This is a genomic window from Shimazuella sp. NTD250 (assembly GCF_059510375.1).
In genome coordinates this window covers 578,307-598,582 of the sequence record NZ_JCAJZS010000002.1, presented here as the reverse complement: position 1 = coordinate 598,582, position 20,276 = coordinate 578,307, and the positions used below count along the sequence as shown (strand labels likewise).

Annotated in this window: 20 protein-coding genes and 1 other annotated feature; of the genes, 16 read left to right on the top strand and 4 right to left on the bottom strand. The window is 41.2% G+C overall.

Annotation, left to right across the window (positions count from 1 at the left end; all coding sequences use genetic code 11):
* The first annotated feature begins 5 nt into the window (after window positions 1-5).
* The 6 genes from AC5WOF_RS07900 to AC5WOF_RS07875 all read left to right on the top strand — a co-directional run bounded on the left by AC5WOF_RS07900 (window position 6) and on the right by AC5WOF_RS07875 (window position 5,405).
* Window positions 6-1,568, top strand: a complete 1,563-nt coding sequence (locus AC5WOF_RS07900; protein ID WP_496049399.1) for a 2-isopropylmalate synthase — start codon at window positions 6-8, stop codon at window positions 1,566-1,568.
* Between the two features lie 3 nt (window positions 1,569-1,571).
* Window positions 1,572-2,648, top strand: a complete 1,077-nt coding sequence (gene leuB, locus AC5WOF_RS07895; protein ID WP_496049398.1) for a 3-isopropylmalate dehydrogenase — start codon at window positions 1,572-1,574, stop codon at window positions 2,646-2,648.
* Window positions 2,649-3,094: 446 nt separating this feature from the next.
* Complete coding sequence (locus AC5WOF_RS07890; RefSeq protein WP_496049397.1) at window positions 3,095-3,250, top strand: hypothetical protein; 156 nt, start codon at window positions 3,095-3,097, stop codon at window positions 3,248-3,250.
* A gap of 103 nt (window positions 3,251-3,353) precedes the next feature.
* Window positions 3,354-3,608 (top strand): hypothetical protein, encoded by a 255-nt coding sequence (locus tag AC5WOF_RS07885; RefSeq protein WP_496049396.1) that lies wholly within the window; start codon window positions 3,354-3,356, stop codon window positions 3,606-3,608.
* A gap of 291 nt (window positions 3,609-3,899) precedes the next feature.
* Window positions 3,900-4,082 carry a hypothetical protein gene (locus tag AC5WOF_RS07880; protein WP_496049395.1) on the top strand — a complete coding sequence of 61 codons (183 nt, stop codon included), beginning with the start codon at window positions 3,900-3,902 and terminating at the stop codon, window positions 4,080-4,082.
* 1,023 nt (window positions 4,083-5,105) lie between these two features.
* Complete coding sequence (locus AC5WOF_RS07875; RefSeq protein ID WP_496049394.1) at window positions 5,106-5,405, top strand: hypothetical protein; 300 nt, start codon at window positions 5,106-5,108, stop codon at window positions 5,403-5,405.
* Between the two features lie 174 nt (window positions 5,406-5,579).
* Here the strand turns inward: AC5WOF_RS07875 and AC5WOF_RS07870 are convergent, their stop codons facing one another.
* A complete protein-coding gene (locus tag AC5WOF_RS07870) occupies window positions 5,580-6,788 on the bottom strand; it encodes a PhoH family protein (protein ID WP_496049393.1) in 1,209 nt (402 codons plus the stop codon).
* Window positions 6,789-7,067: 279 nt separating this feature from the next.
* On the bottom strand, window positions 7,068-8,108 hold the full coding sequence (locus AC5WOF_RS07865) for an aldo/keto reductase (protein WP_496049392.1): 1,041 nt from the start codon (window positions 8,106-8,108) through the stop codon (window positions 7,068-7,070).
* 226 nt (window positions 8,109-8,334) lie between these two features.
* On the opposite strand from AC5WOF_RS07865, the gene AC5WOF_RS07860 reads away from it, so the two are divergent.
* The 4 genes from AC5WOF_RS07860 (at window position 8,335) to AC5WOF_RS07845 (ending at window position 10,945) form a co-directional block, all read left to right on the top strand.
* Window positions 8,335-9,018, top strand: a complete 684-nt coding sequence (locus AC5WOF_RS07860; protein WP_496049391.1) for a DsbA family protein — start codon at window positions 8,335-8,337, stop codon at window positions 9,016-9,018.
* The gene (locus AC5WOF_RS07855; protein WP_496049390.1) at window positions 9,015-9,428 is read left to right on the top strand and encodes a disulfide oxidoreductase; all 414 of its coding nucleotides are present in this window, start codon (window positions 9,015-9,017) and stop codon (window positions 9,426-9,428) included. Before AC5WOF_RS07860 ends, AC5WOF_RS07855 begins: the two co-directional genes overlap by 4 nt.
* A gap of 95 nt (window positions 9,429-9,523) precedes the next feature.
* Complete coding sequence (locus tag AC5WOF_RS07850) at window positions 9,524-9,691, top strand: hypothetical protein (RefSeq protein ID WP_496049389.1); 168 nt, start codon at window positions 9,524-9,526, stop codon at window positions 9,689-9,691.
* A 162-nt stretch (window positions 9,692-9,853) separates the two neighbouring features.
* Window positions 9,854-10,945 carry a M42 family metallopeptidase gene (locus tag AC5WOF_RS07845; protein ID WP_496049388.1) on the top strand — a complete coding sequence of 364 codons (1,092 nt, stop codon included), beginning with the start codon at window positions 9,854-9,856 and terminating at the stop codon, window positions 10,943-10,945.
* 200 nt (window positions 10,946-11,145) lie between these two features.
* On the opposite strand, the gene sspI is transcribed toward AC5WOF_RS07845, so the two are convergent.
* A complete protein-coding gene (sspI, locus tag AC5WOF_RS07840; protein WP_496049387.1) occupies window positions 11,146-11,355 on the bottom strand; it encodes a small acid-soluble spore protein SspI in 210 nt (69 codons plus the stop codon).
* 47 nt (window positions 11,356-11,402) lie between these two features.
* Here sspI and AC5WOF_RS07835 point away from each other — a divergent pair, with 47 nt between their 5' ends.
* From AC5WOF_RS07835 to sleB, 5 genes are all read left to right on the top strand, one after another.
* Window positions 11,403-12,212 (top strand): TrmH family RNA methyltransferase, encoded by an 810-nt coding sequence (locus AC5WOF_RS07835; protein ID WP_496049386.1) that lies wholly within the window; start codon window positions 11,403-11,405, stop codon window positions 12,210-12,212.
* Window positions 12,213-12,317: 105 nt separating this feature from the next.
* Window positions 12,318-12,533 (top strand) — a binding site (T-box leader).
* 37 nt (window positions 12,534-12,570) lie between these two features.
* Window positions 12,571-13,572, top strand: a complete 1,002-nt coding sequence (pheS, locus tag AC5WOF_RS07830; RefSeq protein ID WP_496049385.1) for a phenylalanine--tRNA ligase subunit alpha — start codon at window positions 12,571-12,573, stop codon at window positions 13,570-13,572.
* Window positions 13,573-13,587: 15 nt separating this feature from the next.
* Window positions 13,588-16,014: a phenylalanine--tRNA ligase subunit beta gene (gene pheT, locus AC5WOF_RS07825; protein ID WP_496049384.1), complete on the top strand. Its 2,427-nt coding sequence runs from the start codon at window positions 13,588-13,590 to the stop codon at window positions 16,012-16,014.
* 12 nt (window positions 16,015-16,026) lie between these two features.
* Window positions 16,027-16,278 (top strand): cell division protein ZapA, encoded by a 252-nt coding sequence (gene zapA, locus AC5WOF_RS07820; protein ID WP_240874653.1) that lies wholly within the window; start codon window positions 16,027-16,029, stop codon window positions 16,276-16,278.
* A gap of 427 nt (window positions 16,279-16,705) precedes the next feature.
* Complete coding sequence (gene sleB / locus AC5WOF_RS07815) at window positions 16,706-17,425, top strand: spore cortex-lytic enzyme (protein ID WP_496049383.1); 720 nt, start codon at window positions 16,706-16,708, stop codon at window positions 17,423-17,425.
* Between the two features lie 35 nt (window positions 17,426-17,460).
* Here the strand turns inward: sleB and AC5WOF_RS07810 are convergent, their stop codons facing one another.
* Window positions 17,461-17,796 carry a phage holin family protein gene (locus AC5WOF_RS07810; protein WP_496049382.1) on the bottom strand — a complete coding sequence of 112 codons (336 nt, stop codon included), beginning with the start codon at window positions 17,794-17,796 and terminating at the stop codon, window positions 17,461-17,463.
* Window positions 17,797-17,893: 97 nt separating this feature from the next.
* Here AC5WOF_RS07810 and AC5WOF_RS07805 point away from each other — a divergent pair, with 97 nt between their 5' ends.
* Entirely contained in the window at window positions 17,894-20,245 is a 2,352-nt protein-coding gene (locus AC5WOF_RS07805; protein ID WP_496049381.1) for an endonuclease MutS2, read from the top strand.
* Window positions 20,246-20,276: the final 31 nt, after the last annotated feature.

Sequence of the window (20,276 nt, the reverse complement as noted above, 5' to 3'; positions counted from 1 at the left end):
GAAAAATGCGGATGATTCAGATTTTTGATACCACTTTGCGTGATGGAGAGCAGTCACCTGGTGTTACGCTAACAAAGGGAGAGAAGGTGGAGATCGCCCTCCAACTCGAGCGACTTGGTGTGAATCTTATTGAAGCAGGATTCGCTGCTTCTTCACCTGGAGACCGGCAAGCAATCACAGCAGTTGGGAAAGCAGTAAAAAAAGCAACTGTTCTAAGTTTGGCACGTTGTGTGGAACGGGATATTGATCATTCTTGGGAAGTTTTGCGAGAAGCTAATGCTCCCGCGATTCATTTGTTTATCGCTACTTCCCCCATACATCGTGAGTTTAAGCTTAAGATGAGCAAAGAGCAGGTGATGGAGCAAGCTCTAGCTGCAATTCGCTATGCAAAACGTTATTTTTCTATGATCGAGTTTTCCTTTGAAGATGGAGGAAGAACAGAGATCGACTTTTTGACGCAAATGACAAGAGCTGTGGTCGCAGCTGGCGCGAATATTGTCAATATCCCAGATACTGTCGGTTATTTGGCTCCGATGGAGTACGGAAACATCTTTCGTACGATAAAAGAACGAGTTCCTGAGACAGAAAGTGTCATTTTAAGTGCGCACTGTCATGATGATTTAGGGATGGCTGTCGCCAATAGTTTAGGTGCGATTGAAGGCGGGGCTGGACAAATAGAAGGAACGATCAATGGTATTGGAGAACGCGCAGGGAACGCAGCGATTGAAGAAGTTGTGATGGCTTTGAAAACAAGGGCTGCACACTATCAAGCACAGACCACTATCAATCATCAAGAGATCAGTCGTACCAGCCGTTTGGTTAGCAAGTTGACAGGTATGGTCGTTCCGGGAAATAAAGCAATTGTTGGGGCGAATGCATTTGCTCATGAATCGGGAATTCACCAAGACGGTATGTTAAAACACCCTGAAACCTATGAGATCATGACACCAAAAACCGTAGGTTTGGAAGAGAGCCGTTTGGTATTGGGCAAGCATTCAGGTCGACATGCATTTAAAGATAAACTAATTCAATTGGGTTATCCTCAAGACGAACAACAAATCAATCATTTGTTTGAACGGTTTAAAAACTTAGCTGATCGCAAAAAAGAAGTTTTAGATGAAGATATCATTGCTTTAATAGAAGAAAAAATTGGAGAGAGGTCAGAATATTTCCGGCTGCTTTCTTTCCAACTATCTTATGGCAGTCATGCAGTACCTACTGCTACCTTGCGTATAGAAGAAGCGTCTGGTGAAGTCAAAGAAGAGGCTGCTTGTGGAAATGGTTCGGTCGATGCCATTTTCAAAACGGTAGATCGAATTACGAATGAAGAAGTGGAACTAGCTGACTATCGGATTCATTCGGTTACACATGGTAAAGATGCACAAGGAGAAGTATCCATACAACTCAAACAAGGGAATCTTACCGTTCGAGGTCGCGGTGTGAGCACAGATATTTTGGAAGCAAGTGCTCGGGCTTATATTGATGCAGTAAACCGCATAGTAGCCAGAAGAACGGATCGAGAACCAGAGGGTGTATTAGAAACTGCTGCTCTGTCAAAGGGGGTGTGAGGATTGGGAACAAATAAAGATATAGTAGTGATACCCGGTGATGGAGTAGGAACAGAAGTAATGACAGCAGCACTTGCTGTATTGGATGTGGTACAAAAAAAGTATAACTATGACTTTACCTACCATGAGGCACTTGCTGGTGGTATTGCTACCGATACAGTAGGGGTTCCTTTACCAGAGGAAACACTAGAAATAGCAAAAAGAGCAGATGCGATTTTGTTTGGAGCTGTAGGCGGGCCAAAATGGGATAACCATCCCCCTCATCTGCGACCTGAACATGCATTACTTGGATTGCGCAAAGAATTAGGACTTTACTCCAATTTACGACCGATTGTCCTCTTCCCGGGATTAGAAGAAAGTTCGACCTTAAAAGCCGAAGTCATCCAAGGTGTCGATTTTGTTGTCGTCCGTGAGTTGACTGGTGGTATATACTTTGGTGACAAACGAAGAGCCAAAGACAGTGAGGGAAAAGAATATGCTTCTGATCTTCTTCTCTACCATGAGGATGAGATTGAGAGAATCGTACGCCTTGCCTTCCAAATGGCTCAAAATCGCCAAAAACAGCTCACTTCTGTAGATAAAGCGAATGTACTCGAAAGTTCACGACTATGGAGAACGGTAGTAGACCGGGTGAAGGCAGATTATCCAGATGTAAATGTGGAGCATATGTTAGTGGATAACTGTGCAATGCAGCTCGTTCGCCGTCCAGCTTCCTTTGATGTCATTGTAACAGAGAATATGTTTGGAGACATTTTGAGCGATGAAGCAGCAATACTCACTGGATCGATTGGGATGTTGCCTTCTGCTAGCTTAGGAGAAGGCTCACTTGGGTTTTACGAACCTGTTCATGGCTCAGCTCCGGATATCGCTGGTCTTGGTATCGCAAATCCAACGGCAATGATCCTATCGATGGCGATGATGCTTCGCTACTCTTTCCAAGATGAACTGGCAGCTGCTGATGTAGAAAAAGCGGTAGAGCAAGTTCTACATATGGGTTATCGTACACAAGATACAAAGACTGATCAGGATAAAACCCTGACTACGATGCAGTTTGCAGAAAAAGTAGCTAGTTTGTTATAAAATAAAAATCCAGCCCTCATGAAGGCTGGATTTTTTCGTATATAAAAATGTAAATACATCAAAATCGGCTTCAATTTTTAGTGGTTGCAATCTGGTTCGTTACAATAACGCATTCAAAGCACCTCCTTTGCAAAAAGGAAATGATTTTCTATTATTATATCAAAGCGGGAAACAATAAAAAAGAATAATGGGAAAATTTATTATCAGAATATTCTTCTGGAATTTCGGCTGGATAGTTTTTGAAAGGTGCAGGATTTATTCTTCTGGAATTACCCAAAATTAATCAGCTGATTTATATTGGGTAAGAGTTTGGGAGAAGAAGTATTTTTTACCTATGTGGTATAATTCATATAAGGTAATAGAAATCAGCTATGGAATGGATTTTATTTCTATTCGGATAAAATGTTGTATTCATGATGTGGAAACCTGAAAAGGTGGGATACGCTGTGGATAAAAAAGATAACTTGCTATCACAATTTAAAAAGCTCCCGACGGAACGCAAAGCCATGATCGCAGAGACAGCTGTTGTAGTGATTGGCTGGTTGGCGAAGAAAGCTGTTCATTACTATCAACATCGGAAGAAGAAAAAGGAAAGCGTTTAAGCTTTCCTTTTTTGTATGGAGAAGATAGTACATATCTTTATTTACAAGCATGCGGTGTTTTCATAAAATAAACGTAAGTCCCCTACTAGGGAAGGACAAGGACATGACCACTCAGGGCACCACTGCCATGGAGACCAGCGAGAAGAAGCTCAACGAGGCATGGAACATCCTCGAATCCCACGCTGAGCTCGCTCCGGAAGAGGAGTTGAGCCACCTCAAGAAGCGATACAAGGCGGTTCGGAAGATGGCTGAGCTTTGTGGAACCCTTGATGAGGAGTTCGGCGAGAACAGCCACATCCTTCTCAGGAATTTCGTGCTCGACGTGCAGGCGGCAGCCCTTGGCTGGCATGCCAGTTGATCTGAGCTGGTTCTGTCACTCCGGGATGAGAGTCCATGCGATAAGCGTGGTGCTCCATCTCGGAGCTGGAAAGCAATCGAAAGTAATATAGATACAAAAACTGCTAAATATGTGGCAGTTGTTTATTTTATTTGTGATATGACCAAAATTTGAGTTATATATTGGTCATATAATATGGTTAGTTTTTATTTTCTATACTTTAAATGTTTACAAATTGACATGGTAGTCTTATACTTTTGATTGTAAGTAATTCCGACTTCTCTTATCGTTTAGATGAGAGAAAGGACTGATATGCTATACACCGACAACCGCCAGAACAAGGTGCTCGACAACTTGATCGATCGTGAGCAGGAGCTGCGAAGGCGTTACAACGTCCACACGCCTGTCATCCCGATGGACAAGCGTCATCTGTTCATTGAGATCGATGAAGGACTGGCGGTGCTCACTGACCAGAAGGTCGGTGTCGTCGTCTGACAAACCTGATCAGTCACCCGGAGTGGAGCAGCGTGTGTGCTCCGCTCCGGGAACCGCATATGATAGGAAGACTTAGATAGATAAAGCTGCCATTTCAATAGAGAAGGTAGCTTTTTTGCATACATATTTTTGTGTGTGAATATATGAAAAGGAAGAAAGATGGGAAGCACAATAGTATTTTTGGATATATACATCTAATATTGGTACATTAGAAAAATGTGGTGATCGCTAAGTATAAAAGAATCCACTGGTAGAAGTGGAATGTATTATATTTCTTCTATTTTGACATTTTAATATTTACATAAATCAATGAATGTCCTATAATTTAATTACCTTGTAACTCCAATGTCTCATTGCGAGACAGAAGGGAACACCACAATGACCACGCTCGAGAGCGACGAGTCGACCTGATGGGTCACCGGCTCAACCAGGATCAGAACCTTTTTTTGACCGCGGTCGCCGCGGACACCATCAGCGCCTGAGACCACGTCGCCGGCGTGTGGCCGGTGGGATCATCGACTATCGTCGATAGATAGTATGAGAGAACCTTATACACCCGCCGGTCAAGCCCCCGATGGTTAGCAGAGCTATATCATCGAGGGCACCCGATAATATGATTCAGCACATAAATACGAAAGCTGCCATAATCAAATGATATGGTAGCTTTTTGTTTGTTTACATCTGATCTTTTTTCTAGAAATTTCACTTTGTAGATATAGGGAAGTTCTACTTCTCATAGTAGCCTTCTCAATGGGAAAATTTCAAATAGACGGTGCATCCCATTATTGTGCCTTCGTAACTACTATAGTTTACTTGGGCACCAAAGCCCTTATCGATGATGAGATTGAAATCTTCTTCAATTCGTTGTGTGGTCAATGTTATTAAATCTACATTTAAGGAATTAGATGAAAGTGATTTATCATTAAATTTTGCTAATTTGACATTTTTATATTTACAAAAAACAAAGACTGCAATATAATCAAATCAGACACAAAAAGCCTCTCAACTTGAGAAAGGTTCAACATGACCACGACCGCGCAGATGGAGCCGACCGAGATGAAGTCCGAGACGACCGCCGGGACCGCCGCCGACCCGACCGACCAGTTCGAGACGACCGCCGGCACCGCCACCGATCCGACCGACCAGTTCGAGACGACCGCCGGCACCGCCACCGATCCGACCGACCAGTTCGAGACGACCGCCGGCACCGCCACCGATCCGACCGACCAGTTCGAGACGACCGCCGGCACCGCCAACACGACGTCGTACACGACCGGCATCGTCGCCGACCCGACGGCCGCCGCGGCCACCATCTCCGGCTGACGCCGGCGTGGGAATGGGGCCGGCGGGTTGATGCGGACTAACCGTATCAACCCGCCGCCCCACCCCGGGACGGAGGACACGAGAAATCGTGGACTCCGCCCCGGACCCTGTATAAAATGTTTGAATAAATAGATACAAAAGCTGCCATACTCAAATGAGATGGCAGCTTTTGTTTTACATCTGATCTGCTTTTCTAGCAATTTCACTTCGATAAATATAGGGAAGTTCTACTTCTCCATAGTAGTCTTCACCGCGGAAAACTTCGGATAGACGACGCATCCCATTATTGTGGCCTTCGTAACTACTATGGTCTACTTGGGTATCGAAGTCTCCATCGATGATGAGTTTGGAATCTTCACCAATCCGCTGTACAGCCAGTTTCATTAAATCTACATCTAAGTTTTGGGCTTCGATGATATAGACGATTGCTCGAAGTCCAGTTGTATCAAAGCCGCGAATATCACTAAATGGCAAGAGTAACAGTTTGGGCGGTTCTTTTTCTTTGCCCTTTAACAATTCTTCAACGATCATTTTATCTCCAAATTTGCTGCATAACATCGAACCGATCGCAGAATCCATGATCTTTTCATCTCTTGTTCCCGGATAAAAGCCAAGTTTGGCGCTGTTTCGAGAAGCCATCGGATTTACAAAACAAATCAAGCGGTCATACTTGCCTTTTTCGATTTCCCGCATGGCATAACTCAGAGCAATTAATGATTTCCCTGAACCTGCTTTTCCTTTGATCATGGTGATGGTGTTAGAACGTAAACTATCGAGCGCACAGCGTTGATAGGCATCTTTTGGAGAAAATTTGCCAAAATAGGTAGTATCAAACCCTCTTGGCCGCACATAGACATGTGTTTCCCCTGTCCACTTTAATAGATCAGCATAGTTTTCCCCATCTTTAACTACCAAGTATTGATTGTTCAAAAGTCCGAAATGATTCTGATCGAGATTGTGGCATAGTGCAGTATATCTTTCATCTTCTACATCACATTCTAAGTAGCCCTCGTATCGTTCTTCTTGTGATACAAGTTCCAACAAAGGAATTTTAAACCCTCTTGCTTTTTGTTTAAGGAGCAAATCATACGTGATTAATCCATATTGATTGTCGATACAACACTGCAAAATTTTATTATCAGCATAATGAGCATCGAAGTCACTTCCAAGCTCAACGGTATAATCTTTTACATCGAATAAGATGTCAGCATGATGATGTTCCAAATAGCGAGTAGCAGCACGTGCGTGGAAGGCAAGCGCTTGATTCTGCGATAGTTTGTGTTTTTCTAACTCTCGTAAAACCATAGAGGGAATGACAATATGCTCATGATCGAGTTTTTCCATACTGTTTAATAATACATTGGTATCGACTACATATCTCATGGAGGCGAGTATCCCCCGTTCTTAGATTATTATTTTCAGTTTCTCCCATTTCACAAAAAACTGTTTATGCATTTTTTGGTAGATAAAAGGAAACTTTATTTACTTCATCTTGTGCAGATTGAGCTTCTATGAATCAGGCAAGAAATTAATAGAAAGAAACAGTGGAGGTAGGTAGTGATAGCTTTCAATATCTTTTATTTTATGACAAAAGAGAGAGTTGGAACCAGTTCTTTTATCTAAATTTTAGCGAAAAAGAGGAATCCATCGATTCCTCTCTTCTTATTGTTTTACAACTACTGGTGTGGGTTTGGATGTGCTGTTGGAAAAAGGTTGTTTAAGGGCTTCTTTTTGTCCGTTTTCCCATAATTCTTCTACTTTGGCTAATTCTTCAGCAGTAAAGGCTGTTTTTTCACTTGCTTCTGCAAACTCTTTTAAATTTGCTTCACTTGTAATGTTTGGTAATACCGATTTGATTGCAGAACTAGCAAGCGAATAAAGAATAGCAGCTTGTCCGATTGTGCGGTCTGTTTCTTTGTAGAGGAAGCTCCAATCGCGAACTGCTTGTACACCAGCTTGCATCCATTTTACCGGTCTATGGTTACGATGGTCTGATTTATCAAAGTGTTTGTCAGGATCATAAGAACCATCGAGCAGTCCAGAAGCGTGTGGAACACGTGCGATCAAAGAAGTGCCAGCTTCTTCCGCTGCTTTAATCAAGTCTCTTGCAGGGTCTTGCTCGATTAAGTTATTGATGATCTGAGCCATGTCCATTTTTTGTTTCAAAATGGTAGCAAGCCCTTCTTCTCTCCAGCCGATATCTGGTCCTAGAGCAACTCCGTAACTTCTAATTTTTCCTTCTTCTTTCAAGCGTTCTAACGTTTCCATCACTTCATCACTGATGATAGCTTCCATACGAGCATTGTGCAGTTGGTACACATCAATAGTCTCGATATTTAAGCGTTTCAGGCTTGCTTCACATGATTTGCGAATGGATTCTTTGTCCCAGTATTGAGGTAGTTCGCTATGCCCGCCATGACGATCTCCCCGTTTTGCAAAAATGTCATATCCAAATTTAGTTGCGATGACAACTTTATCGAGTAAACCTTCGAGTGCTTCTGCAAGCAAAGTTTCCCCTTTGCCTTGTCCATATACATCAGCTGTATCAAAAAAAGTAATTCCATAATTTTCATAAGCCGATCTAAGTAATTTTTTTGCTAATGTTTCATCTTTCACTCCCCACCAAGGTGTAGCGACAGACCAAACGCCAAAGCCTACTTCTGAAACTTTTTTATCTACGTTTTTCATTGAACGATATTTCATCAAATATCCTCCTTGTTCTAACAAACACAAGTATGTAATTTAGCATTTTTAACAAATTCATTGTATCACATTGCATAGCCTAACACTTTATCATGCACAATAACAAGATGAACTACTCCAATTATTTTCCTACAGATTAGAAGGTGAAATTTTTCACTATCCCTGATATTATTTTCTTTGTATACTCAAATAAACTTGATACAAACAAACAATAGAGGTGAAGTCGGTGGCGAATAAGAAAAAATCCCGAGACATGCAAGGTTTAGTGGTAGTTACTATTCTCGTATTAGTACTGGCACTTGGAGTTTATGGGGTAATCAATCAATTTACAGGAAGCAAACAAGAGGCTACGGACAAAGTAACTCCGATTGATTATAAAGGACAACCTTTCTTAGGGAAAGAAAATGCGCCTGTTAAAATTATGGAATTTGGCGATTTTAAATGTCCAGTTTGTAAGCAGTTCCATGAATCCATATTTCCACAATTGAAAAAGGATTTTATCGATACGGGTAAAGTTTCTTTCTATTTTACGAATACGCAAGTAATCGGCCCTGATTCGTTGACAGCTGGTGAAGCTGGAGAAGCTGTATTTAAACAAAATCCTCAAGCTTTTTGGAAATATTATGACACAGTTTACAGCAATCAAGGAAATGAAACTGTAGAGTGGGCAACACCTGCATTTCTCGTTGATTTGATTAAGAAGAATATACCAGAAGTAGATGCAAAAAAAGTTTCAGATGATTTATCAAAGAAAACATTCCAAAAACAAACACAAGAAGATAATACAAAATTCAATAATACAGGGATCACAGGGGTACCAGCTATCTTTGTGAATGGTAAGTATATTCAAAATGGTTTATCATACAGCGATATTAAAGCTGCGATTGAGAAAGAGTTGAAAGCCAAATGAGATCATTAGCGGATCGTTTTGGTCTGTATTTCGCTTGGTTGGTATCGATTGTAGCCATGGGTGGGAGTCTTTATTTTAGTGAAGTTTTAGGACTTGTTCCCTGTGTTCTTTGCTGGTATCAACGCATTCTCATGTATCCTTTAGTGATTCTTTTGGGAATTGCCACATATCGACAAGATAAAAAAATATCCACTTATGTGTTACCTTTATCTTTGATCGGGTTGGTTATTTCGGCATATCATATTCTTATTCAAACTTTTCCAAACCTAGCTTCAGAAGCAACTTGCAAAGCTGGTGTTCCATGTACCGTCGATTCTCTTCATCTATTTGGTTTTATTACCATTCCAATGTTGGCAGGCACAGCTTTCCTGTTGATCAGTATTAGTATGCTGCTCATGCGTAAATCATAAAATAGGTAAAAAAGTGTGTGTATGTCCATTGCGAATCTTCCTTTTGAACATAAGGTATGAATATAGAGAAAGTGTTACAAAAGGAGGATAACGACATGAGTGGATGTGGATCTTTTGGGTTTTTAGGAACTGGTATCGGAGTTCTTATCGCTATCATTATCATCATTGTCGTGCTAGCCCTTATCTTTGGCTGGTTTAGCTTGGGTGGTTTTGGTGGCTTTGGTGGCTTTGGACCTGGCTTTGGTGGTTTTGGATGTTTTTAAATCCTCCTTTGGAGGGTTTTTTTGTTTGTTAAAAATATTTTGACCAACCAAATCTTTTGTAGCATAATGATTGGATATGAAGTAACAATAATCCTCATTGGTTTTAAATACATTAAATTTTTATGGGGTAAAAAGGAATTCAGAAAGGTAAAGTGGTGTTTTATGTTGCAGACAACAACGACACGGCATTCGTTTGCCACTATGCTACAAGAATTGGTTGATGTTGCTGGTCCTCCAGGTCATGAGCGTGCAGTGCGGCAAGTGATGCAAAAGTGGTTAAAACCATATTCAGATGAGATCATGACAGATCGACTTGGCAGCTTGATTGCTCGAAAAGGATTATCGGGTCCAAAAGTAATGCTAGCGGCTCATCTGGATGAAATCGGTTTCATGGTTACACGTATTACAGAGGAAGGCTATCTTCGGTTTCAAACATTAGGAGGCTGGTGGAGTCAAGTACTACCAGCCCAGCGTGTTGAGGTTCATTCACGAAATGATAAGTTTTTAGGGATTATAGGCTCCAAACCTCCCCACCTTATGTCGCCAGACGAGCGGAAAAAGGGGATAAACATAGATGATTTATTTATTGATTTAGGTTTAGAGTCGCTCGCGGAAGTGGAAGCATTAGGAATTCGACCCGGAGATACGGTTATCCCTTATTCTCCTTACACCCAAATGAGCAACCCAAATCGTGCAGTTGGAAAAGCGATGGATAATCGTATTGGCTGTGCTGTTGTAACGGAGGTACTATATCGCTTATCTCAAGGAGTACGTCATCCCAATCAAGTATTTGCTGTGGGAACGGTAATGGAGGAAGTTGGTCGGAGAGGAGCTAAAACTGCTACAGCAGTTGTAAAGCCGGATGTGGCTTTTGCGATTGATGTAGGAATTGCTACAGATACGCCGAAGATCGGTTTTACGCCAACTTCTCTTCATCTTGGAAAAGGTCCCGTACTCGCACTTTATGATGCTGGGCATATTGCTCATCAACCTTTATTACAATTAGTACGAGAGGTAGCAGAGGAAGAAGGAATTCCTTACCAATATGAGGTTGTTACGCGTGGCGGTACAGATGCTAGTCATATACATGTGCATCATCATGGAGTGCCAACTCTCACTTTGGGAGTACCCTCTCGCTATATTCATAGTCATACTTCTGTTATCGATCAACGAGATGTTGATCATTTGGTTAATTGGTTAGTAGCACTGACATCTCGCCTCGATCGCAGAACGATTGAAAAATTAACGAGATAACATAAAAGCCACCAATGGTGGCTTTTATCATTTAGCCGAGAAGCCCAGTGAGTAGGTAGGGTGAATCGGCTTTTTTGTTATGTTTTCAAACTTTGAGTTGCAATCATTCCCACTCTTGTTATAAACTACGAAATAAATAAGCAGAACAAAAGTTTGGGGTGAATGAAAAAAGAAAGAAAACAAGGGAAGAAAGCTTTTGCTTAATTTTGGATTCTATCATGTAATGTCTGGATCATGGTTTGTTGTTCTGCCTCATCGCTATTTTTCCAAATTACTTCAAACAACACCCCAAGACCAGGAAGTAGTTTTTCTTCACCTTGGGTGATCGAATCTTCGATTAAACCAACTAACTCATTGTTATTCATATGTTGAATATTTTGGATAACTGCTCCTCGTATGTTAAAATTCATATACTATCACCTCATAGATCTCCTATGTGAATGAAGGAGAATTTTTTATGTACTATTCCATAACTTCTCCCCAAAACCAACAAGTTAAACGTTGGAAAAAATTGCTGTCCAAAAAAGGTCGCCAATCAGGAGGAGCTTATTTAGCAGAAGGCGTCCATTTATTACAAGAAGCCTTGATAGCAAAAGGGGAAATAAAATCCATTATCATTCGAGAAGGATTTGTAGACTCAGAAAAATTGATAGAAGCAAATCAAGCACATATTCCAGTGTATCAGCTAAGTTCTCCTATTTTTTCAACATTGATTGATACAGAACAATCACAAGGAGTTATTACAGAAGTCACTATACCTCACTGGAATATCGAAAACCAGTTGGAGAAAAGTAATTTAATACTTTTGCTAGATGAAATACAAGATCCAGGTAACCTCGGCACAATCTTGCGAACGGCGTCTGCCGCTGGTGTTGATTTAGTGGTACTAGGAAGGGGAACCGTTGATCCATACAATAGCAAGGTAATTCGTTCGACGATGGGAGCTGTCTTTCACTTACCAATCGCAGAGGCGGATTTACTGGAAGTGATTCCCATGTTAAGGTTGAAAAATATAACAGTAGTAGGAACTTCGCCTCATAATGGTATATATACATTTAATTATCCGTTTCCAACAAAAGTGGCGATTGTACTTGGAAATGAGGGAAGGGGAATACAAGAAGCTGTTTTACAACAAATTGATCAAGCATTGATGGTTCCCATGATAGGAAGAGCAGAATCCTATAATGTATCCATCACAGCAGGAATGCTTTTATATGAACACCTCAGACAACATCATCACATAAAAATGAATGAACAAAAGATATGATTTTAATGTTATCAACAAACCATCAAAGATATCATGAATATTAACTTTAGGAATTGCAAGTTTTTCTCTGATCCGATATAATGGTTGCGATCTTTATTCATTATATTTTTGGCAATGACAGAGACAGGGCACAATGTATCTATTACAGGGAGGAAAAGTCTTGACTGGAAACTTTTCCATAGCGCTACTTGTGTTATTCACTCTCGAGCTGCCCCTTGAAACTTCAGTAGGGGGGACCGGCAAGCTGCTGCCGTTATCAGCAAAAAGTGGGGGAGATATTTCTCCTCAACAAGGGTGGTACCGCGAACTCTCGTCCCTTAGGGATGGGAGATTTTTCTTTTTTAAAGGGGAGCGTGCGATGCGTGATCGATTATTAGCACTGCAAGAAGAAGCGTCCGGGGTAATTGTGGATGCACAAGACCTGGAAACGCTAAGAGAAGTAAAAGTAAAATACCTTGGAAAAAAAGGTGAAATTACTGGTGTCTTAAGAGGCATGGGAAAGTTATCAGCTGAAGAACGTCCTATTATCGGAGCATTAGTAAATGATGTACGTGCAACTCTCAGTACTTTGATTGATGAAGCTGAATCAAAGCTGGAAGAAGCAAAATTGGCAGAGAAATTAGCACATGAAAATGTGGATGTTACGCTTCCTGGTAAGGCTATTTCTATCGGATCTTTACATCCGATCAATGCAGTGCTTGAACAAGTGGAAGATATTTTTATCGGTATGGGTTTTCATATTGCCGAAGGACCCGAAGTAGAAACGGATTATTTCAATTTTGAAATGTTAAATTTGCCGAAGAATCATCCAGCCCGTGATATGCAGGATTCTTTTTATATTTCACCTGAAACGCTGCTTCGAACTCATACTTCTGCTGTACAAGTAAGATCGATGATCGATAAAAAAGGGGAAGTTCCTGTTCGGATTATTAGCCCAGGAAAAGTATATCGTCGGGATGATGATGATTCTACTCACTCTCATCAATTTACACAAATTGAGGGATTAGTAGTAGATAGTGGTGTATCCATGAGTGAACTTCATGGTGTGCTTCTTCACCTTATTCACCAATTGTTTGGAGAAGAGACAGAAGTTCGACTACGTCCAAGTTATTTCCCGTTTACAGAGCCTAGTGTCGAAGTAGATATCTTCCATCCTGAAAAAGGTTGGATCGAGATCCTTGGTGCTGGTATGGTACACCCGACTGTTTTAGAGAAAGCAGGATATGATTCAGAAAAATATACTGGATTCGCTTTTGGTATCGGGGCAGAGCGAATCGCTATTTTAAAATACGATATAGATGATATTCGCAATTTTTATCAAAATGATTTACGTTTTATTAAACAATTTAAGTCGGTTTAAGAAGGAGGGTAAAACATGTTAGTTTCATATGAATGGTTATCGGAATATGTAGATTTAAAAGGGATTTCACCTGAAGATATTGCGGAAGAGCTAAATCGTACAGGAATAGAAGTGGAAGTTATTTATACAAGAGATGCAGGTGTATCCCGTGTTGTAGTGGGAAAAGTACTCAACTGTACTCCTCATCCTGAGGCAGATCGATTGAATATTTGTTCCGTGCATGTGGGTCATGCTACTCCTTTGCAAATTGTATGTGGAGCAAAAAATGTTGCTGCTGGTCAGTTGGTCCCTGTAGCGTTGGAGGGGGCAACACTGCCTGGGGAGATAAAAATAAAAAGAACAAAACTTCGCGGTGTCGAGTCAAACGGTATGATCTGTTCTGCAAAAGAATTAGGTCTTCCAGATAAGGTTTTGATGAAAGAACAACAAGACGGTATTTTAGTTCTTGGTAAAGATGCTCGTATCGGTCAAGATATCAAACAATATCTGGGTATGAATGATCAAGCGATCGAATTGCAACTTACTCCAAATCGATCCGATTGCTTAAGTATGTTCGGTGTAGCCTATGAAATAGCAGCTATTTTTGATCGTGAGCTTCGTTTACCGGAAGTGGAAGTGGAGGAGTCACCTGAGCAAATCGCTCCCCTGACCATTACCATCCAAAGTGAAGGAGATTGTCCGATCTATTCTGCACAAGTTGTTCACAACTTGCGTATCGGTCCTTCCCCACAATGGATGCAAAATAGATTGATAACAGCTGGTATACGTCCAATCAATAATATTGTAGACATCACCAACTATGTCATGATAGAAACAGGTCAACCTTTACATGCTTTTGATTACGAACAAGTACGGGCTGGTCAGATTGTTGTGCGTCGCGCAGTCGAAGGGGAACAAGTGGTGACATTGGATGGTGTTACTCGTACCTGTGACGATGAGACGTTACTCATTACAGATGGTCATGAAATTTTAGGTTTAGCGGGGATTATGGGTGGGGAATCAAGTGAAGTAACTTCTGTGACTTCTACTATTTTATTGGAATCAGCTTATTTTGATCCACAAGTGGTTCGTAAAACCTCTCGTAAACTCGGACTTCGTTCAGAGGCAAATCATCGATTTGAGCGCGGTGTGAATCCGGAACGAGTACAGCCTGCTTTAGCCCGTGCTGTGCAACTTTTGCGTGAGATAGCTTATGGGGAAGTAGCATCAGAGATGGTAGTAGAAGGTTTTGGGGAAGTGGATGCCATAGACTTAACACTTCGACATGATCGTCTCACTACTGTCATGGGTGTACAGTTGGAACAATCAGAAGTCTTAAATATCTTTGAACGTCTACAGTTTCCAGCAATCGCAGATGAAGGGGTATATGTTGTAAGAGTTCCAATTCGTCGACCTGATATAAATCTAGAAGTGGATCTGATTGAAGAAGTAGCTCGTCTATATGGATATGATCGCATACCTACATCTTTACTGTGGGGACAACAGCAACCTGGAGAAAGAACATGGGAACAGAAGAAAAGACAAGTAATTCGCCATACTTTGCGTGATCTTGGCTTGAATGAAGTTATTACCTATAGTTTGACTTCGGAAGCACAAGAGCAAGAAATTGCGTACCCATTAACAGTTCCGTATATTCCTATTCCGATTGCGATGCCAATGAGTAATGAACATGCAATTTTGCGTACTAATTTGCTACCGCAATTGGTGCAAGTTGCAGCTCATAATCGAAACCATGGTGTTACAGATGTTTCTATCTTTGAGTTAGCAAAAGTGTATCTTGCTAGCGAAGATAACCAACATACTCTTCCAGAGGAACGTTTTCAACTTGCATTTTTGCTGACGGGAAACTATCACCAGGCAAATTGGGCAAACGCAGCTCAAAAAGGCGGAGATTTCTTTACAGCAAAAGGTGTACTTACTACTTTATTGGAACGTCTTCATATTACTGATGTGGATTATGAAGCAATTCAAGTGGAAGGATTCCATCCAGGCCGTACCGCGATTATCAAACGTGATAATCAAGTGATAGGGATATTAGGTCAACTTCATCCAGCTTTGAGTAAAAAATATGATTTAGATGATACGGTAGTATGTCAACTTGATCAAGAACTGCTGCTAGACGCGTCCTTTGATGAACTCAATTATCAGCCAATACCAAGATATCCTGGGATAACACGAGACTTGGCATTGATCGTAGAAGAATCTGTTCCAGTGAGTCAGATTGAAGCAGGGATTCGAGCTGTTGCTGGAGAATTACTCAAAACAGTGACTTTATTTGATGTCTTTACGGGGGAACAAGTAGAGGATGGTAAGAAGAGTATTGCCTTTAATCTCGTCTATCGATCTGATGATCGCACGCTAACAGATGATGAAGTGCAACACGCACACAGTGGAGTAGTGGCATATTTAGAGGAGACATTTGGGGCAAAATTGAGACAATAATGTGGTGGTCCTATGAGCAAAAATAAAATGTCTGTCGAAATATATGGTCAATCTTACCCCATAGTCAGCAAAGCAAACCCTGCGCATATGCGTGAGGTGGCTAGTCTTGTGGACAACAAGATGCGAGAACTTGCGGAGATGAACCCACGGTTAGACACCACCAAATTAGCTGTTCTATCTGCTTGTAACATAGCTGATGAATTTTTGCGACTAAAACAAGAGTTTGATGAGCTCATGCATTTGGTTGAAGATGAATCAATTTAAAATTTTGAAATCCACTTCTTAACGGAGTGGATTTTTTATATGTAAATGAATTTTTTGGGTGCGCAGCCGGGTCCCAAGGGTCCCGACTGCGCAGAGCTCACTGCTTCGCGTCTCTTCTGTTTCTGTTGCGGAACCTGTTGATCCCACAAACAAGAACACAGACTGCACCCAGCACAATCGCGACGATTGCGAATGGCAGGTCACTTGACCCATTTGGGGAGATGGCAAGTGGCATTGGAGCTCCTGAGGTGGCGGAAGGGAGTTTCCCTCACGAGACCTCGAGTTCAGTTTAAACATTATATTTCCATTATTCAATATTAAAAAATAATATATCTTACTTTTTTCACAAAATTATGGATGTATAGGGAAATTCGTAAGAGGAATAATACTGTTAGATTTCAACCTAGAGAAAGGTTGTGTTTGGCAGTTGAGAAAGAAGTGGGTTGTTGTCGTAACCCTTATTTGTATCTTATTTGTACCATTTTTGGTCAGTAATCAAGTCGTGGAAGCTAAGCCTTTTGGGAAAACAACGCTTCGTTATGGCGCCAGTGGCGGGGATGTCTATGAATTACAAGGAAGATTAAAGCATTTAGGATACTATGCTGGTAAAATAGATGGTTCCTTTGGAGTAAAAACAAAAAATGCGGTAACATGGTTTCAATGGAAGTTTGGCTTGAAATCAGATGGACTTGTAGGGGCAAAGACAAAGTTAAAGTTGTGGCAAGCCACGAAGGCTTGGAAGCCAAGCGGAACTACAAGCACAAGTAAACCCGTGCAGTCTTCCAGTGGATTTTCAGCTCAAGACCTCAAACTGCTCGCTCAAGCTGTATATGGAGAAGCCCGGGGAGAACCATATACTGGACAAGTTGCAGTTGCAGCTGTTATCTTAAATCGGTTAGAAGACTCAAACTTTCCCAATACGGTCTCAGGGATTATATTTGAACCTCTTGCCTTTACATCCGTAGCAGATGGTCAAATTTGGTTAACCCCCAATGGTACAGCTCGAAATGCAGTTTCAGATGCTATCAATGGATGGGACCCCTCAGGTGGAGCGACTTATTACTTTAATCCAGATACGGCGACATCAAAATGGATTTGGAGCAGACCGCAAATTAAAAAAATAGGAAAACACATATTCTGTAAATAAAAAGGGTTACTGGACGAAATCCAGTAACCCTTTTTCTACTCGGCTGCTTTCGATCTTGTAGTAGGAACAAAAATATCGATTATCCCGATCAAAAGCGATGCAATTAGTGCAGACAAGAAACCAATCCGATATCCCGGCACGATAAATTGAATCACATATAAGATGGCTGCGCTCACTAAAAATCCGACAATTCCTCTGCCATAGGGAGTTATTTTATGTCCAGTGAGGCTTTCGATCAACCAGCCGACTACCATAATAGCTAAAGCAGCTAGCAATACAGAGCCAAAACCAGCAATTCGAAATCCGGGAACCAAAAAGGCAACCACACCTAAAACGATTGCAGACACAATAAAGCGAATGACATGGCGCAAAATATAACACCTCCCTATCTCTAGTCTGTATCCATTGCTGTTTTTTACTCCTATAGTGTTATAATAAAAATGTTTGCTGGCACGGAGGTGTAGGAAAGTGGAAGATTCATCATGGAATACATTGGAATATACGACGATAAAAAATAGGATTAAAAATTTAGCAATGACTTCACTTGGACAAGAGGTAATAGAAGCGATGAAGCCATCCTCTGATTATTTCCATGTGGAACAACAACTTCGAATTACCCAGGAAGCGATGGATTTTTTACGTCTTAAAGGAGAAGTCTCGCTTTATGGATTAGAAGATATTCGAGTAGCGTTAAAACGCGTAACAAAAGACAGTATTTTGCTGATAGAAGAATGCTGGGCAGTATCTACAACGATTCACGCTGGTCGTCAAGTAAAATCGGCAATGCGTCAACTTCCAGAAGAAAGTGCAACGCTCCCTTATTTGCGGAAGAACTGTGAGCAAATTGCTAGCTTGGATGATCTTGAAACTGAAATAAAACGATGTATTAGTGAAGATTTAGAAGTAAAGAGTACAGCGAGCGAAGAGCTTCGAGCAATTCGACAAAAGCTGATTACAGGAAGACAACGGATACAAGAAACATTACAGCAGATGCTTCGTTCTTCCCGAATTCAAAAAATGCTCCAAGAATCATTAATTACGATTCGAAATGAACGATATGTCATTCCGATCAAAGCAGAGTATCGAGGTTCTCTTGCTGGTATTATTCATGATCAGTCTGCATCCGGTGCTACCTTGTATATCGAACCTCAATCTATAGTGGCTCTCAATAATCAACTGCGAACATGGGAATTAGAAGAATCTCGAGAGATAGATAAAATTTTAGCTGCTCTATCTAACTTAGTAGCAGAAGTAACCAACGAATTAACCGAAAATGTAGCAATCTTAGGAGAACTGGATGGTTTATTTGCTAAAGCAGAGTATGCAAGGGTAGAGCGAGCCATTGTTCCAAAGATAACCCAAAAGGGGCCACTTAAGCTAAACGAAGCTCGTCATCCTCTTCTCGATCGAGAATTAGCTGTTCCTATCGATCTTGAATTAGGGAGTGAAACCCATGCCATTATCATTACTGGTCCCAATACGGGTGGTAAGACAGTTACATTAAAAACCGTTGGTTTGTTAGCGCTAATGACGCAGAGTGGATTTCCCATTCCTGCGTTAGATGGAACCGTAATGCCTGTATACAGTGGGGTATATGCAGATATTGGCGATGAACAGAGCATCGAGCAAAGTTTGAGTACATTTTCTAGCCACATGACAAAAATTATTCGAATATTACACGAGATAGATGGGCGTAGTTTGGTTTTATTCGATGAACTTGGCGCTGGTACAGATCCAACCGAAGGGGCTGCCATGGCAGTAGCTATTTTAAATCATGTGCTTCAAATTGGTTGTTCGATTGTAGCTACCACTCATTACAGTGAACTAAAAGTATTTGCCCATACCCATCCAAAAGCAGTGAATGCAAGTGTGCAGTTTGATGTGGAAACCCTTCGCCCGACTTATAAGTTAGAAGTCGGGGTACCTGGTGAGTCCAATGCTTTTTCGATTGCAAAGCGGTTAGGATTGTCCGATGAAATTATCGAAGCAGCCAAAAAAGAGATATCGCAAGAAGAGAGCAGACTAGAAGAAGTAATTACCTCTTTGGCTAAAGCGAAACGAGAAGCAGAAGAAGAAGGCATAAAAGCCCTGTCACTCAGGGAAGATGCAGAGAGATTATATCAAGAAATACGCGAGAAATGGCAATTATGGGAAGAAGAAAAGTTTCAATTGCAAGAGAAGGCAAGACAAGAAGCTCGCTCGATTGTAAATATTGCAACACGTGAAGCAGATGAAGTGCTGTCAGAGCTTCGTCAATGGGCCAAAGAACGTCCGCAAGATGTAAAAGAACATAAGCTGACAGAAGCACGCAGCAGGTTACAACAAGCTAATCCAGGCGTTACTTTAGTAGCACAGACGGAAATCTTTGCTCCTGAAAAGGAACAATTGATTGTTGGAGATGAAGTAAAGGCGAAGAGCTTTGGGCAAAAAGGTACGATTGTCGAGGTGCTGGCTGATGATCAATACCGGGTGCAAGTTGGCTCTCTAAAGTTGGTATTAGATCGCTCAGGACTTACCAAACTAAAATCAACTGCAACTGCTACAAAGCCAATAACTTCTGTCCGCAGTCGGTCTTTTGTAAAATCAGAAATAGACCTTAGAGGAAAATTGGTGGAAGAGGCACTTGTCGATATTGAAAAATACTTAGATGATGCGATCCTTGCTGGATTTAAGCAAGTACATCTTATTCATGGAAAAGGCACAGGAGCCCTCCGTAAAGGAGTCCATGCCTATCTCGCGAAACACCGTCGAGTTGCTGCGTTTCGAAATGGAGAATACAGTGAAGGCGGTCTTGGAGTTACTGTAGTAGAATTAAAGTGAGGGAATTGGAATGAAATATTTACCTCCGATT